Source organism: Corallococcus sp. M7, assembly GCF_054512695.1.
Genome location: NZ_CM137252.1, coordinates 3,555,828 through 3,571,275, shown reverse-complemented (window position 1 = coordinate 3,571,275; position 15,448 = coordinate 3,555,828). Strand labels below are relative to the sequence as shown.

General features: G+C 66.9%; 15 protein-coding genes, 2 tRNA genes and 1 pseudogene. 6 read left to right on the top strand and 12 right to left on the bottom strand.

The genetic code is table 11. The annotated features are described in order from the left end of the window. Positions 1-80: 80 nt before the first annotated feature. The 4 genes from ACX114_RS14535 to greB all read right to left on the bottom strand — a co-directional run bounded on the left by ACX114_RS14535 (position 81) and on the right by greB (position 3,485). Entirely contained in the window at positions 81-398 is a 318-nt protein-coding gene (locus tag ACX114_RS14535; protein WP_014395757.1) for an HP0495 family protein, read from the bottom strand. 34 nt (positions 399-432) lie between these two features. Beyond that, positions 433-1,752 (bottom strand): PhoH family protein, encoded by a 1,320-nt coding sequence (locus ACX114_RS14530; RefSeq protein ID WP_459298564.1) that lies wholly within the window; start codon positions 1,750-1,752, stop codon positions 433-435. A 188-nt stretch (positions 1,753-1,940) separates the two neighbouring features. Continuing rightward, a complete protein-coding gene (locus tag ACX114_RS14525; protein ID WP_459298562.1) occupies positions 1,941-2,936 on the bottom strand; it encodes a deacetylase in 996 nt (331 codons plus the stop codon). Positions 2,937-2,945: 9 nt separating this feature from the next. Continuing rightward, positions 2,946-3,485, bottom strand: a complete 540-nt coding sequence (gene greB / locus ACX114_RS14520) for a transcription elongation factor GreB (RefSeq protein WP_459298560.1) — start codon at positions 3,483-3,485, stop codon at positions 2,946-2,948. Positions 3,486-3,674: 189 nt separating this feature from the next. Between greB and ACX114_RS14515 the strand changes: the two genes are divergently transcribed. Both ACX114_RS14515 and ACX114_RS14510 read left to right on the top strand, forming a co-directional pair. Then, positions 3,675-3,747 (top strand) — tRNA-Lys (locus ACX114_RS14515). A 12-nt stretch (positions 3,748-3,759) separates the two neighbouring features. Further along, positions 3,760-3,832, top strand: a tRNA-Glu gene (locus ACX114_RS14510). Between the two features lie 414 nt (positions 3,833-4,246). Here the strand turns inward: ACX114_RS14510 and ACX114_RS14505 are convergent. The 4 genes and pseudogenes from ACX114_RS14505 to ACX114_RS14490 all read right to left on the bottom strand — a co-directional run. Then, positions 4,247-4,639 (bottom strand): hypothetical protein, encoded by a 393-nt coding sequence (locus ACX114_RS14505; protein ID WP_459298558.1) that lies wholly within the window; start codon positions 4,637-4,639, stop codon positions 4,247-4,249. Positions 4,640-5,018: 379 nt separating this feature from the next. Then, positions 5,019-5,516, bottom strand: a complete 498-nt coding sequence (locus ACX114_RS14500; protein WP_459298556.1) for a hypothetical protein — start codon at positions 5,514-5,516, stop codon at positions 5,019-5,021. 23 nt (positions 5,517-5,539) lie between these two features. Further along, positions 5,540-6,778 (bottom strand): LamG-like jellyroll fold domain-containing protein, encoded by a 1,239-nt coding sequence (locus ACX114_RS14495; RefSeq protein WP_459298554.1) that lies wholly within the window; start codon positions 6,776-6,778, stop codon positions 5,540-5,542. 437 nt (positions 6,779-7,215) lie between these two features. Next, a pseudogene (locus ACX114_RS14490) lies at positions 7,216-7,332 on the bottom strand (IS5/IS1182 family transposase); the annotation flags it as partial. Between ACX114_RS14490 and ACX114_RS14485 the strand changes: the two are divergent. The 3 genes from ACX114_RS14485 to ACX114_RS14475 all read left to right on the top strand — a co-directional run bounded on the left by ACX114_RS14485 (position 7,313) and on the right by ACX114_RS14475 (position 8,735). Continuing rightward, the gene (locus ACX114_RS14485; RefSeq protein WP_459300427.1) at positions 7,313-7,756 is read left to right on the top strand and encodes a hypothetical protein; all 444 of its coding nucleotides are present in this window, start codon (positions 7,313-7,315) and stop codon (positions 7,754-7,756) included. The pseudogene ACX114_RS14490 and the gene ACX114_RS14485 overlap by 20 nt on opposite strands. A 157-nt stretch (positions 7,757-7,913) precedes the next feature. Then, a complete protein-coding gene (locus tag ACX114_RS14480) occupies positions 7,914-8,285 on the top strand; it encodes a hypothetical protein (RefSeq protein ID WP_459298552.1) in 372 nt (123 codons plus the stop codon). A 30-nt stretch (positions 8,286-8,315) separates the two neighbouring features. Next, positions 8,316-8,735: a hypothetical protein gene (locus ACX114_RS14475; protein ID WP_459298550.1), complete on the top strand. Its 420-nt coding sequence runs from the start codon at positions 8,316-8,318 to the stop codon at positions 8,733-8,735. Here ACX114_RS14475 and ACX114_RS14470 read toward each other — a convergent pair. Beyond that, positions 8,732-9,343 (bottom strand): TetR/AcrR family transcriptional regulator, encoded by a 612-nt coding sequence (locus ACX114_RS14470; RefSeq protein ID WP_459298548.1) that lies wholly within the window; start codon positions 9,341-9,343, stop codon positions 8,732-8,734. The two genes, ACX114_RS14475 and ACX114_RS14470, sit on opposite strands and share 4 nt — an antisense overlap. Before the next feature lie 131 nt (positions 9,344-9,474). On the opposite strand from ACX114_RS14470, the gene ACX114_RS14465 reads away from it, so the two are divergent. Beyond that, positions 9,475-10,599 (top strand): FAD-dependent monooxygenase, encoded by a 1,125-nt coding sequence (locus tag ACX114_RS14465; protein ID WP_459298546.1) that lies wholly within the window; start codon positions 9,475-9,477, stop codon positions 10,597-10,599. Positions 10,600-10,828: 229 nt separating this feature from the next. On the opposite strand, the gene ACX114_RS14460 is transcribed toward ACX114_RS14465, so the two are convergent. The 3 genes from ACX114_RS14460 to ACX114_RS14450 are packed head-to-tail and all read right to left on the bottom strand — an operon-like array spanning position 10,829 to position 15,133. Beyond that, positions 10,829-12,376, bottom strand: coding sequence for a DUF1501 domain-containing protein (locus ACX114_RS14460; protein ID WP_459298544.1), 1,548 nt, complete (start codon positions 12,374-12,376; stop codon positions 10,829-10,831). A gap of 43 nt (positions 12,377-12,419) precedes the next feature. After that, positions 12,420-13,451: a hypothetical protein gene (locus ACX114_RS14455; RefSeq protein ID WP_459298542.1), complete on the bottom strand. Its 1,032-nt coding sequence runs from the start codon at positions 13,449-13,451 to the stop codon at positions 12,420-12,422. Next, on the bottom strand, positions 13,451-15,133 hold the full coding sequence (locus ACX114_RS14450; protein WP_459298540.1) for a hypothetical protein: 1,683 nt from the start codon (positions 15,131-15,133) through the stop codon (positions 13,451-13,453). The genes ACX114_RS14455 and ACX114_RS14450 overlap by 1 nt, the downstream gene beginning before the upstream one ends. Between the last annotated feature and the right edge of the window lie 315 nt (positions 15,134-15,448).

Here is a 15,448-nt window from a genome sequence, read left to right as displayed (position 1 = left end):
TCATATACGCACCCCGGCCGGACTTCCAGCCGCCGGCGGCCTCCGGGCGCCCTGGGGCATCCGGCCGCGCACCGCCTGCCTCACAGGTAGTAGACGATGCGGGGATCCTGGTGCAGCTCGGCGTAGATGGCCCGGCGCTGCTCCTCGGACAAGAGCAGCACGGACACGCTCAGGGACACGAACTTCCCCTTGCGGCTGTGCTGCACGTGGATGGAGTCCGGAGAGACCTCCGACCCCAGCTTCCGCCGGAAGAGCGAGCGCACGTGCTCCTCGAAGCCGGGCGTCTCCTCGACCGTCGCCTTGCCCATCACCTTGTACTCGTAGACAGAGGGGTACTCGACGAGGGGCTTCTTCTCCTCGCCGGGGGTGTCGGGCTTGTCGGTGCCATCCTGGGTCATGACACGTCTCTATCAGGCGCGGGCCGTCGGCGCTCTACAGCAGGTTGGCCGCCAACTCGGCCAGCATGCTGCGCTCGCCCTTGGCCATGGTGATGTGGCCGGCGATCTTCTCGTTCTTGAAGCGGTTGACCACGTGCACGAGCCCGTTGTTCGTGGAGTCCACGTACGGGTTGTCGATCTGGAACGGGTCGCCGGTGAGGATGATCTTCGTGTTGTCGCCCACGCGGGTGAGGATCGTTTTCACCTCGTGCGGGGTGAGGTTCTGCGCCTCGTCCACGATGATGAACTGGTTGGGGATGCTGCGCCCGCGGATGTACGTGAGCGGTTCGATCTCCATCAGTCCCAGGTCGATGAGCTCATGGTGGCCGCGCCCGGCCTTCTTGTCCGCGCGGCTCAGGTTCATGAGGAACTCGACGTTGTCGAAGATGGGCTGCATCCAGGGGTTGAGCTTCTCCTCGACGCTGCCGGGCAGGTAGCCGATGTCCCGGCCCAGGGGGAAGATGGGACGGCTGACCAGCAGCTTGTGGTACAGCCCCTCCTCCGTCACCTTCTGCAGGCCCGCGGCGATGGCGAGCAGCGTCTTGCCCGTGCCCGCCTTGCCGACGATCGTCACGAGCTTGATGTCGTCATTGAGCAGCAGGTCCAGGCAGAAGGCCTGCTCCATGTTGCGCGGCCGGATGCCCCAGGTGCCTTCCTTGCTGTTGCGCGCGAGCGGCACCAGCCGCGCCTTGGCGCCGTTGAAGCGGGCCATGGCGGTATGGGACGGGTTGAGCTCGTCCTTGAGCAGCACCAACTGGTTGGGGAAGAGCCGGTCCTGGGCGGGAACCTCCACCTCGCCGCCAGGCTTGTAGAGCTGATCCACCATCTCCGTGGGGACGAGCAGCTCCGTGAAGCCGGTGTAGAGGTCGGTGATTTCGACGCGCTCGGTGTCGAAGTCCTGGGCGGACAGGCCCAGGGCGTCGGCGCGGATGCGCAGGTTGGTGTCCTTGGTGATGAAGACGGCCTGGGTGTCCGGCTCGGTCTCCATCAGGTCCAGGGCCACCGCGAGGATGCGGTTGTCCACCAGGTTGCTGTCCGCCATGGAGGACGGCAGCGAACGGTCGGTGAAGGCCACGCGGAGCATCCCGCCGTGCGGCAGCGGGACGCCCTCCTTCATGGAGCCTTCAGCGCGGAAGGAGTCCAGGTAGCGCGCCACCAGTCGCGCGTTGCGCCCCAGCTCGGAGAGATCGCGCTTGAACTGATCGATCTCCTCGATGACGTAGATGGGGATGATGACGTTGTTGTCCTTGAACCCGTAGATGCTGCGGGGGTCATGGAGGAGGACGTTCGTGTCGAGGATGAAGTTCTTTCGCATCGAGGGCTTCGCGACCTGACCTGGTTCGGGTGCGATTGCTGACGGCGAGCGACGACTTTGAAGGACCAACGCCGCTCAATATAGGCACCGAACGAGGGGCCACCAGCCGCATTCCCGTCTGAAAGCGCGAAGGTCCGTCCGAAACAGCACGCCCCGCGCCAGACAGAAACAGGGCGCTACAGCGGCCCTCAGGACGTCGCGGCGGCGCGCGGCACAGCGGGCGCGGGCTCCCCGGCGTCCTGGTACGGCGACGCGGGCGCCAGCGGATCATACCCAAGGACCTCCACCACCCTTTCAGGCGGGGGGCCGGGGGGCATGCGGGCCCAGGGAAAGCGCGCCTGCAGCGCCTCTTCGTCCAGCGACAGCACCTGCTTCGCGTGGAAGCGCGAGGCCTTGTGCCAACCGCCCGTGTCCAGCCGCCGGGCCACCCGCCGCGACAGGGGGCTGATCATCGGCGTGGGTGTGAAGAGGGCCGTCTGTCCCTGCGCGTTCCGCATACAGCCCAGCTCCACCGCCCACGCCAGGAGCCAGCGGGGCCAGCCGCGGCCCGCGCGGCGAAGAGCGCTGAAGTGTCCCTGCGCGGCGCCGTCCGCGAAGGTGAAGCGCGGCTCGTAGACGCACGCGGCGGAGAAGGTCGCGGGCATCAGCGCCACGCCTTCCGCGCCGATGCGGCGGGCCATGAGGTGCAGGAGCTCCAGCAGGTCGCGCGACAGGGAGAGTCCGGGGTGGAGCTGTCCCGGGAGCGGCGGACGGTTCCAGTCGAAGGGGCGCCCCGGGTGCTGAAGGAGAAGACTGTCCACGTAGAGCAGCGGCGCCTGCGCGGCCGAGCGGGTGAAGCCGACCTCCGCGCCCAGGGCCTGGCGCAGGGCCAGGTCCACGACGGGCGAGTGGAAGCGGCGGCTCATGACGGTGATGCGCGGCTGGAACGGATCCTGGCAGGACAGGCGCAGCTCGACGGGGCCGACCCGCTCCTCCAGTCGCTGCGCGAAGCCGTAGGCCTGGAGGGCGCGCTCCAGGTCCTCGCGGCTGTAGGTGCCGAACGCCAGGCCCACGCGGTCGCCGCCGGACTCCAGGCCCAGGTCGTCCAGGGACAGGGACTCCTCGGCGGACGCGGCCAGGTCCACGCTGCTCAGGCGCGAATAGGTGCGGCGAGCATGGGAGCTGAGCTCTGGCGTCCGGGGCATGGGAGTGTCCTAGTCGTAGCGGATGTCCACCAGGGTGAGCTCAATCTCACCCCGTGGGCGCCGCACCTCCACGGTGTCGCCCAGGGTCTTGCGCAGGAGCGCGCGGCCCATGGGTGACTCGACGCTGATGCGGCCTCCGGAGGCGTCGATCTCGTCCGAACCGACAATCTGGTACGTGCTGCGGATTCCGCCCTCGTCCTCCAGGGTAACGGTGGCGCCGAAGTAGACTTTCGAGCGGTCGCCCTGTTCCGAGGGGGTGACGATGGTGGCGGTGTCCAGGCGCTTGGAGAGGAAGCGGATGCGCCGGTCGATCTCCCGCAGGCGCTTCTTGCCGTAGATGTATTCGGCGTTTTCTGAACGGTCGCCCTGGGCGGCGGCGGCGGAGACCTCGGCGGTGACCTTGGGACGGGCCTCGTTGAGCAGCTGGAGCAGCTCGCGGTGCATGCGCTCGGCGCCCACGCGGGTGAGGTAGCGGCGGAACGGGGCCTGCTCCCCTGCCTCTTCGTCCTCGGGGCTGTCGTCGGGCGGTTCGGGAGCTTCCTGGGACATGCCCTGTGTATAGCGCCGGAAGCTGACGGGTGGCGGGGGCCGGGCGGCCGGATGTTCACCCAGGGGCGGGACGGAGCGTGTCAGGAAGGGGCGGCTGCGATCGCCAGTGGAACTCCCCGGGCGCTGCTGGTAGGAAGCGCCTCGCGGAGCCGCTGGCGGATCCGCAGCCGGTGCCAAAAAAAGAATAGCGAGTCGCTAGCTCAGCTGGTAGAGCACCGGCCTTTTAAGCCGAGGGTCGGGGGTTCGAGCCCCCCGCGACTCAAGCAGTGACGACGTCCCCGTCGTCTAGAGGCCCAGGACGCTGGCCTTTCAAGCCGGTAACACGGGTTCGAATCCCGTCGGGGACACTGAAGGACCGAGGCCGGAAGCCGCTGAGACCCAGCGGTTTCCGGCCTCGGTCTTTTCTGGCTCCTTCGCGTCTCCAGAATGTCTCCTGAAGAGGGGGGAGGCCGTGTCTTGGTATTCGCCAGCCGCTCAAGAGGGCGGAGGAGCGACATGACGCCATGACCCAACACGGGCAATGCCACGGAAGGCTGGAGAACCGCCTCCAGCTTCGCGTGCAGGTGCAGTATCCGGTAGCACTGGCGCTGGACGTGGCCGTTGGTCGACGTGCGCTCCATCAGCCGCAGGATGGACCAGTGCAGCAAGCCCAGCCCGAAGGGCCGCTTGATAAAGCAGGTGCATGCCCGTGCCCAACAGCCACGGGAGCCGGATGACGTCAGGCAGCCGCTCGCGGAAGCGCTGCGCCAGGCCCGACTCGTTCAGCCTGCTCGCGAAGGCAGGTGTCCAGCAGCTCGGCACCAAGCACCGCGCAGGACGTTCCACTCGAGCAGGGGCCGGGTGCACAGCAGACCGGGGATGCCGCTGGTGCGGCGCAGCTTCCACACCCCGAAGTGGTGCCAGGCGAGGTCTCCACTCGAGTCGATGAACTCGGCGCCCTGGACCTGGAGTTGCTCAAGCAGGTCCGGGAAGTACGTGTCGAGGATGCGCCGGCCCGTATCCAACAGCACGTGGATGTGCGGCCCTTGCGGCACACCTTTGCGCGCGGCGGGCCCCTCCCCCCGGACATCCCGCTCCACCAGCGTCACCTTGTCGAAATGGTCCGCGAGCACCCGCGCGCTCAGGAGCCCCACCATGCTGCCGTCGATGACCACGGCGCTTCCGAATCTGCGTCCAGGGGGTTTCGACGTCCCAAGCCTCCATGGTTTCAGGTCGTGGCGCTTCTGGTCAGAGGGGTCGGAAATCCCCAGAGCCGCTCGCCCCCGCCGGGGAGATTGAACCTCACCGGTCTGACATGCCCTCTCGGCCCCGAGACTCGAAAGCTTCACCGCCGCCCTGGAGGAGTCCAAGGCGATGCCCTGGCGGGAGGGGCGCGCGGGAACTCCCCCGGAGACAAGCCCAGCCGCGGCATTCCTTGAGAGCTCAACCCTCCACTTGACTTCGAACGGTGCGAGCCACGTCACGCCTGGACGTGGCTCGTCCTCTGTCCCATGGTTTCGTGAGACATCTCTCTTTAGGGATAGCGTCCCAGCATCAATTCCGGCTGTCGCGCACCACCCGGAGCGTGTTCGCGTCGAGCACCCCGGCGGACTGCCCCAGCTCCAACAACGCGGCCTCCAGGTCGCTCGCGACCGGAGATGTCCGCACAGTTGCGGGAGCGATGCTCTTGGCGCCCTCCCCTTCGCCGGGCCCGGACCTCAGCGTGGAACCCTTGACGATGAGCTGTTCCTGCTTGTCCTCCACTCCCACGCGTTCGATGAGGATCCCACTGTATCCCAGAACAGCATGAGATTCGGTGCCCTTCAGGGCTGGCGTGCGTTCGACCTTATCCAGCTGAGCCTGGATAGCACGGACTTGAGCGGAGTCCGTCACCAACAACCGCGGATTGGGCCGGCCGGAATAGACCAGATAGGTGACTCGGAACGCGGGCCCTTCGGCCGCAGGCTCGGCAGCCATCGCGTCCAAGGCTCCACCGAACGAAAACAGAACCGCCATTCCCACCAGGACCGCACTCTTCGAATACTTGAACATGGTTTCTCCTAAGCACCGGTGGGTCAGTTGATGTACTCGTGGCCGCCGCCCTGAAGGCTGTCCGACCACACTCGGAAGAAGCCGCAAAAATCCGTATAGGGACCACGGTTGGCAGTCCGTGGGTCGGTAATCAGATTGTCGGAGTTGTCACGGTCGGTCGCGGCCGTGCCCCCAGGCTTGTGCGTCCAGAGCGGCGTCGTCTGGCCCGGGTGATAGCCCATGCGATACCAATGGTAGTCGTATCCCGGTGCGACCACCAACGCGACCACCGTCTTCGGCGTGTAGGCCAGATGGCTGTCGGTGACCAACTCCAGCCCGTCCTTGATCGCGGCCTGCCTCACTGCATCGCAGGTCAGAGCCGTGTACTGCGCCCCGGCGGCGCGGCCCGGTTGCGCGAAGGTATCCGTCGGCTTGTTGTTCGCGTAATTATAGCAGTTGTTGTTGTACCGACGGCTGCTCAGGTCATTCCAGTAACCCGGAGCGTAGGTCGCATAGCCCACTGCTGTCTCGTTCTGCGGGATGTTTGAGCCGGCCGGCGAATAGCCATTGAGGTTATAGACAAGGACCTCATCGAGGCGGTCATCAAAACCATACCAGATATTATCATTCGAGGTACCGATATAAAACGGGCGGTCGACATTGGAGATCGATCCCAGGTTGAAGTTCGTGGACTCGATGTGCCCGACCCGGAAACCATCCACGCTGAAGATGACCGTCACGGCACCAGGTCCGGTTCGGAAGAACTCCACCATGACGTGTTGCCACTGACGATACATCGCGGGACGGGCAGAGACTTCAGCGGACCGGAACTGATAACTGCCGTTCGCATCTTTCACATGCAAGACCAGCCGACGGGCGGATGCATCCGCCGTCGCATCCACCGCGAAGTAGAAGCCGCGACCATCGCTACCCCGACTATCCACGATGGTCTTGATGATGCTGTCTCTCCTCCGGATCCACGCCGATATCCCAAAGCTTCCCGACCCGAAGTCCAGGCTGGGACTGGTCGGCACCGCGATGTACGCCCCCCCAGAAAGGTCCACGCCATCCCCCTGCCAGCCCCAGGATGACCGCTGCCCGGTGTACCAATAGAGGGAACCGTGGTTTCCGTAACCACTCGTGTCTGGAACTGTCGTGCCGCTGATCTGCATCTTCCACTCGCCCACCAGCCCTTGGGTGATCCGAGGTGGGGCGGCTTCAACAGCCATCCAGGGAAGGACGGCCAGACACGCGGCCGCGAGCCCCCAGGCATTGATCTTCATCGCTGCTCCTTATGCTCCCACGCGGATCGTGGGAGATTCCAGACTAAAATCCGCCTAAACAGAAAAACAAGCCTGAACCCCTACGACGATTGTGGGAAAAGGCACCGCGCTCGCGAAAGACTGGCCCCAATCCCTCCGATGGACCGAAGCGGGACGCCCAGCGCACGACGTCGACGCCACGAGGGTGCGTCGAGCGACCGCTCTCCTGGCGCAATCGCTTCCGACGTCTGCTGATGCGATGAGAGAAGCGAGAGGACACCTATGCGGCGATGCCGCGCTTCGCGCTGGGCATCCAGCGCGACCGTTTCGCGGCCCCTACCCCGCCGTCCTTGGCTAGCAGGCTGTTGAAGAAGCCCGGTTTGCTGGCACGGGGCTGGGCTTCTCGTTGACTTCAATCTCAACATTGTCTTCGAGATGAGGCGGCGAGCGTGAAGTGGCTATGCGGCAGCCAGCCGCGCCATCCGCACCAGGTTGTACGCGGCGCCCACCAGGTAGGCCGCCAGCTCCGTGCGCTCCCTGCCTTTGAAACGCGTCTTGCGGAAACCACCCACCGTCGCGCTGCCGGACGGCCGCGTCCTGTTCCTGGGAGGAACGGGCACCAGCAGCACGGGCTCCATGGTGCCGTTGGCCAGCATCGAGAAGTTCGACCTGTCCCCTCCGCCGTGCACGCCGACGACGTGCGCCGCGCAGGGCAAGAACTGCGGCACCCTTTCCAACGGCTGTGGCGGCACGCTGAACTGCGGCACCTGTGGCTCGGGGCTGACGTGCACCAACAACGTCTGTGGAACGGGCGCTCCCGCCTCCTGCTCCCACGACGTGTGCACGTCTGGCACCGTGCTGAGCAATAGCTGCGGCACCTGCGCGAACAAGGTGTGCACGATCGATCCGTTCTGCTGCAACTCGGCCTGGGACAGCATCTGTGTCAGCGAGGCCAACAGCCATTGCGTCATCACGCAGCCCGGCTGCGTCGCGCAGTAGCAACGAGCCCGACGCGTTCGGCCAACTCACGGATGCAAAGGGCCACTTCACCCCGGGCCTGGAGCCACTGGCGGCACGGCGATGTCCCGTGTCCGCCAACCCCGGTACTTCTCCGAAGCGGATGGTCAATGACCTCCCAAACCGCAAAGGAGAACACATGTCTCGACTGGGAATGCTTCTGGTGGGTGCGCTGGCACTGGGTCTGACCGCGTGCGGAGGCCCGGAGCTGGCGGAGGACAGCACCGAGCCCATGATGGCGTCGGCGCAGCAGGAACTGACGCAGTACTGTGGTCTGAATTGCCCGAGCGGTCAGCACCCGACGACCTACCTGTGCAGCAGCTCGTGTGGCGACTTCTGCACCAACATCAACAACGCGGTCCAGTGCAACCCCAACACGGGCTCGTCCTTCACCTCGTGCGGTACGACCTGCCCGTCGCCGTACCGGGTCACCAGCACCTACGGCTCCTACCTCTGCAGCAAGACCATTCCGTACCTGAGCGGCAACAACACCGTCACCTGCACCCTGTGATCGACCGCGTGCGACGGTGAGCTGACCTCCGTGGGGCGGCCACGCCTGGCATTGAAGTCCGCCCAGGCGTGGCCGCGCGGAAGGCTGGAGCCTGGGAGGGCCAAGGAGAGGCTCCGCACCGCCCAGCACGTTGGAGCCATCGCGCGAGCCGAACCCCACTGGCTGTTCCCCAACTGGCCCGACGTCATCAACCACTGCGTCCCCAACGAGGTTGCCCAGTTACTGTACGGCAGCCCGGGGAACGTCAGCGCCCAGCTCCACCACGAGCTGGCGCGCGGCTTCCGCCCGCATCTCTTCATGGCGCTGAGCACCTACCTGCCCTGGCTGCCGGACAAGGCGCTCACCACCGTGCTGAAGCCGGACCCCATCGAGGCGGGCAAGACCTGGGACTCCTTCAACGAGTTCGTCCCCGACAGGGACAAGGACGACGACGCGCCGGCGAAGCACTAGACGCCCGCCGCCATTCCTTGAACGGCCGCGAAGCCCTGATCGATCAAGGTGAAGAACGCAACGTCCGCCTTCTTCGCGGAGCCTCCGCGTTCGAACACGCGGACGGCTTCCTGGCGAGCCGTGCGCACCGTCAGCACGATCATGCCGGCCGCGAGCCGCGCGAGGCCCTCCGGCATCGCACCGGCGAGTTCGAGCGCGAGCCCCTCTGCCGCTTCGTCGTTGAGCTCGCGGAGCCGCGCCTCGAGTGACGGGCTCGCCGCGACGAAGCGCCAGAAGTCAGCCGTATGGCGGTCGAAGCGCGCCAACGGATGCTTCTGCTCTCGCAGCCTGCCCATGAGCGCGCGGAGCTCGGCGATGGGAGGTTGCCCTGGCGGCCTCGCGCGAATCGCCTCGCGAAAGAAGACCAGCTTCAAGTCATCCTGGCGATCGAGCATGAGGTCCTCCTTGCGCCCGAAGTAATTGATGACCGTCATCTTGGAGACGTCCGCGGCGGCAGCGATCTCGTCGAGCGTCACCGCCTCGAAGCCCCGCGCGAGGAATAGCTCCGTCGCCACATCGGAGATCCGCTGCCGGGTTTCGCGCTTCTTGCTCTCACGTCGCTCGCCCATGCGCCGGATTCTAGCGAAGCGCCTCCGACCTGGGGCGCGAATTTCTATACCCGGTCAAAGAATTCCTTGCGAAAACTTTTACCGGGTACAATCTTTCGACCGCCAGAATCCGGCCATGCCGTGGAGAAGTCATGAGCGCGAATGGAAGAAAGGTCCTCATCTCCGGCGCGAGCTTCGCCGGGCTCTCGACCGCATTTTGGATGAGCCGCCTCGGCTACGCGGTCACCGTCGTGGAGGTCGCGCGCGGGCTCCGGACGGGCGGCACGGCCGTCGACATCAAGGGCAACACCGTCGACATCGTCCGGCGCATGGGCCTCTTCGAGCAGATCCGGTCGAACCGATTGAGCCTGCAGCGGTGGGACCTGAAGAACGAGCGAGATGTCACGGAGCGCTCGATGGTCTTGAGAGGAGAGGATGAAGCGCCTTCGGAAGATGAATTCGAGATCGAACGAACCGTTCTGCTGAACATGCTGTTCGACGCCGTGAAGGACCGCATTGAAGTCGTCTTCGACGACAGCATCACCGCGCTGAGCGAGACGAAGGACAGCATCGAGGCCACGTTCGCCAGGGGCGCACGACGCACGTTCGACCTGGTGTTCGGCTGCGACGGTGTTCACTCCGCCGTGCGGCGGCTCTGGTTCGGCGACGAAGCCCGATACCTGCATTTTCTCGAGCAGTACTTCTCGATCACGATCGTGGACAAGCTGCTCATCGAGCGGAACACCGCGCAGATGTTCAACGTGCCGGGCAAGGCGGTGATGCTCAACGCCTACAAGAACAACACGGACATCATCTTCGCGTTCGCTTCCGACAAGGAGCTCCCGTACGACCGTCGCGATGAGGAGGCGCAACGGCGGCTCGTCGTGGACCGGTTCGCTGGGGCGGGCTGGAGGACGGCGGAGTTGCTCGAAGAGGTGCGGAGCTCGAAGAGCTTCTACTTCGACAAGCTGTGCCAGATACGAATGCCTTCCTGGACGAAAGGCCGGGTCGCCCTGGTGGGCGATGCGGGGTACTGCCCTTCACCCGCTGCCGGCATGGGGGGCTCGTTGGCCATTGATGGCGCGGCCGCGCTGGCGGATGCGATGCGAGAGCACGACTGCGACTTCGAACTCGCGTTTAGAGCCTACGACGAGCGCTTCCGCCCGTTCGTCGAGCAGGTCCAGGCGGAGGCCGTGAGGACCGGACTCGAGTCCCTCGTTCCGAGGACCGAAGAGGCCATCCGCGCGAGGAACACGCGGACCGACTCCGCCTTCTGACAGGAGAGGACAGACCGTCGAAGTCCGACTTGTGGGAGGCCGAGGGCGGTCCAATCACCCTGGATGTCGACAGCCTGGATCTGGCCCAGCCTGCCGCGGGGTGCCGTCCTCCTTCTGAACGCCGGGGAACGGCTCCGGGAGGGGCCCCCCAGGGCAAAAGGATTGACCGGAAACATAACGCCCAGGGTGCCTTCCCTGCCCCCTGGGCCCTCCACCCGCCCGGTCGGGACTATGCCTTCCGCAGCCCCACGACCTCGCCGTAGCCGCCGGGGATGAAGAACTCGTGCGTCTCCATGCCCAGGATGCGCAGCGCGGTCGTCACCGCGTCCGCGGAGCGGGGCACGCGCTTCGAGGCCTGGCCGTTCTCCTCGATGATGTCCACCGGGACACCGAGCCCGCGCGGGGTGTACGAGCCCACCTGCCGGTTCCCCGCCACGTTCCCGCCCGCGAAGCAGATGGACGTGTAGGGGTGGTGATCGTCCGGCAGGTAGTAGCTGCCGTCGCTGCTCCGCGAGGCCCAGCTCCGGCCGAACTCGCTCATCACCAGCACGAGCGTGTCGTCGAGCAGCGTCTTGCCGGGCTTGCCGGGCGCGGGCGCGGCCTTGAGCTCGCCGAGGAAGCGCGCGACGTTGTCCATCATCCCGCGGCCGTGCGCGCAGCTGTAGCCATGGCCCAGGCCGCTGTGCGTGTCGAAGTCCTGCTGCAACGAGACGTGCACCGAGGTGCAGAGGTCCGCCTTGAGCAGGCGCAGCGCCAGGTCCATGCGCGCGTCGAGCCCCGTGAGGTGGAAGTTCGCGAGGCCGAAGGTGTACGTGAACGACTGGTTGGACAGGTAGCTCGACAGGTACGCAGGGCGGTTCGAGGTCATCATCTCGATGCCCTTGGTTTTCTCCAGCACGGACACGACGTCCGTCGCGAGCACGCGCGACACCGACGACAGCGAGCCGTGCAGCCCCTCCAGGTAGTTGTCCACCTTCGCCGTCGAGTTGCCCAGGAGCTGCTGGGCGCGCGTCAGCGAGAAGCGCTCGATGGCCGTCGTCTTCAGGGTGCCCCCGGTGGGCTTCCCGCGCGCGTCCAGCTCGGGCGCCTCGGTGCGCGCGTCGAGCCCCGTCCACCACGGGTTGTCCGAGGGCTTCGCCGAGAGCATCGGCTTGAGCGCCTCGATGGACGGCACGCGCAGGGGCGAGGCGTGGGAGGGCAGCCCCATGCCCACCGGCGTGCCGCGCTCTCCGGTGACGACCACGAAGGGCAGCGGCCGGCTCTCGCGGTACTTCTCGTACAGGTGATTCGCGATGACCGAGTGCACGGCGGGCGCCCGGTAGTCCGCGCCGGCGACACCGCACATCGAGGAGATGAACGCGCTCGAGTGGTCGTTGGTCCCCTGGTCGATGCCGTGCAGCACGCTGAGCTGATCCGCCAGCGCGAAGTGCGTGTAGCCATACATGAGCGGGCTGTAGTTGCCGCGCGCGGCCGGGTCGGCGGGGTTCCACGACTGCCACGTCCGCAGCGGCTTGTAGGAGCCGTTCGGAGGCGCGAGGTTCACCAGCTGGCTCGCCTGGAAGAAGACGGGCTCGCCGCTATGGGTGGAGGGCGTGGGGACGCAGAGCGGGATGTCCGCGTCCTCCATCGGGGTGAAGTAGTACGCCGGCCGGTAGCCGCCGGGGATGTAGAGCACCACCAGGCGCGAGGGGACGTCGACGTCCGCGGCGTGCGCGGTGCTCGAACCGAGGAGCCCCGCGCGATCGAGGAGCGCGAGCTGTCCCGCGCCGAGGTCCACTTGAGCAGGGTGCGACGAGAGGTGTTCGGCATGGTGTCCTCGCTCAGTAGGTGATCCACATCGGGTGACGGATGAGCGCCGCGCAGACGCCAATCCAGGCGAGGCGCGTGTTCTGCGCCTCCAGCGGCAGGTAGACCTGCTCGTACAGCGCCTGGGCCTCCGCGTCCGAGGGCGGCTGGCCGAGCATGCGCAGGGAGAGCGAGCGCAGGTTCTTCTGCACCGCGTCGGGGTTGCTCTTGGAGGTGTCAGCGAGCGTCACGTAGCGCAGCACCGCCGGGTTGCTCTTCTTGTCCACGGCGCGCGCGCACCACGCCTGGGACATCTGCACCAGCGTCTGCGCGGCGGACGGACCGAAGCTCACGTCCCGCTTGCGGTACAGGAGCGAATTGCCGCCGCCGAGCGCCTCGAAGCGCTCGACGCTGCGCGAGTCGGAGACATACTCGCCCGAGATGCCGGGGGCCCAGTCCCCGGGCCAGATGAAGAACTTGCCGCCGTTCGCCACGTACGGCCTGTTGCGCCAGTTGGGGTCGGTGGTGCTGACGAAGTCCTCGAGGGTGAGCCCGAGCTGATCCATCAGGCTGATGATCATCTCCTCGGCGGTGAGCCGGCGGACGCTGAACTCCTCCGCCACGGGGGCCTCCAGTTGCGCGGGCGTGGCCGGCAGGTTGCGAATCCAGTCCTCCACCTGCGCGATGGTCAGCGTGACGCGGCCGCTGCTGACGAGCTCGTTGTAGGGCTGCCCGGGCGGCATCTGGGGATAGCTGCCGGGGGCCACGCCGTTCAGCATCTGGATGAGCATGCTGTTCCCGGGGTCGCCGCGCTTCACGTACTTCTCGTTGTAGACGAGCCCGTTCTCGAAGGCGGTGAGCGAGGCGAAGAAGGGCTTGTTGCCGGTGAGGTGGCAGCCCTGGCACGCGGGCGCGAGCGCGAGACGGATCTCGTCGTTCTTGCTCACGGCCGCGCAGCTGTCGCCGCCCGGGTCCTCCTCACCGGGAGCGTCCCAGATCTTCCCGTCGCAGCTGATGGAGAGGAGCGCGACCGCGACGCCCATCAGGGTCGAACGCAACGTGTTCATCACAGGCCCCTCCGCAGCTCGGGCTGTTCGAAGAGGTATCGGATGAAGGGTCTCAGCTTCCGGTCGCCCGCGACGAACTCTCGCGCGAGCTTGTCGATGAAGCCCTTCTCCGTGGCCGGGTTCAGGTCGCGGCCGATGAACATCGAATACATCTTGCGCGCGACGCAGCGGTCGAACTCGCCGGAGCGCACGACGAGCTTCCCGAAGCCGAGCGGGCCCATGGTGCCGTCGCCGTGCTCGCCGAGCAGCGTGTACGTGTCGGGCATCGTGTCGAGCAGCACCGCCTCGGGGTTGGCCTTCACCTGCTCGGGGGTGACGGGCGTGAGGAGGGTGTTGGGGACGAACGCGTTCTTCCAGCGGTAGCCCGGCGAGGTGCCGGTGTACGGGTACTGGCCGGACAGCCACTCCTTGGTGATGCGGTAGCGGCCCACGCCCGGCATGAAGGGCCACGGGACGTAGAAGCTCTGGGCCGGGTTGAAGTCCCAGCGTTTGAAGGAGATGGCCGCGGGGTCGAGCGTCCGGTGGCAGTGCAGGCACGTGCCGCCGGTGCCGGGGTCCACCTCCAGGGGCGGGAAGTGCACGTCCGCGGGCGGTGGCGAGAAGCTCTGGCAGGCAAACATCTCGAGGAAGCGCGCGGCCCGGACGCGCTCGCGCGGGAAGGACGACAGCGAGCCGATCATGGTGAGCACGCCCGCGGTGGGGAGGCCCTGGGGCGCGTCGGTCGTGGTGCGCGGGTCGAAGCGGTAGGTGCGGTCGATGCTTCCGGAGCGCGCCCGGTCCGGGGTGAGCGCGAGGTGGAAGGGCTCCAGGTCCTCGACCACGAACTCGCGCCACGCCTGCGGATCATCCGGCGTGGGGTGCAGCGGGTCGCGCGGCGCGTTGTCCGCGTCGGGACGCCACCACGTGGTGTTCTTGTCCAGCGCGCTGCTGCCCATCTGCCGGCCGAAGCGCACGTACAGCGCGCGCAGCCAGTTGGTGCCGACCGAGTAGTTCCCGAGGACGAGGTCCGAGAGCGGCCGGTCGTGCCACGCGAGGTGCGCGAAGAGGCGCGCGGGCTCCTCGTAGGGGTGCCGGCGCTGCACGCCGAAGTCGTGGTTGCTGTTGCCCTGGAGGCCGTAGAGCGGGCTGCACCACACCAGGTTCGGGCCGCAGCCGCACGCGGGGGGCAGCATGGGGTCGTAGTAGCCGCCGTTCGCGAGGCCGCAGTCGACCGGCTGGCCCTTGCTGTCGGTGACCTGGGTGACGTCGGAGCCGGCCTTGCCGAGCACGGTGACGGTGGTGCCCGGCGCCCACCAGGGCTCCACCTGGTGCACCTCGGGCACGGCGGGGTTGCCGTCGGCGTCCTGATCCTGGCACTGCTTGGCCGGGTCCTTCGAATCGCCGAACTCGTGCACGGCGTAGTACGCGCCCGCGTGCGCGGTGTTGGCGCCGCACTTGAAGAGGTGGCCGGACATGTCGCCCTGGTAGGCGTCACCCGCCGCGCCGGTGGTGTATGCGCCCACCGCGAGCCACTCGTGGCCGAAGTTCACCATCCGCTCGTAGAACTTCGGCGAGCCGAGCGCGGCCTCGAGCGTGGAGCGCAGGATGGATTCCCGCGCCTCGGGCGTGGTCGCTGCCGCCATCGCCTCGTACTGCTCGACGGTGGGCGTCGTCCCCGTGAGACCGAGGACGAGGCGGCGCAAGATCCGCGTCCCGCTCATCTGGTCATTGAGAGGGACGGCGGGGGGAGGTGCTTCGGGGCCACATTGTTGTGCGTGCGCGTCGACTCCGGTGAGCCCGAACGCCGCGAAGAGCACAGCCAGCAGGGCCGCGCGCTTCAGGTGCAAGTGCCAGTGCATATGCACGAACAATACACCGGGCGCATGACTCCATGACACAGGAGGCGCGATCCGGGCTCAGCACGGATCCAGCAGTGACACCGTGGCCGCATGGACCTGGGTCCAGTAGCGCAGGCGGTGGAAGTGATGGCCCTCGCCATCGAAGATGCTCCACGCGCC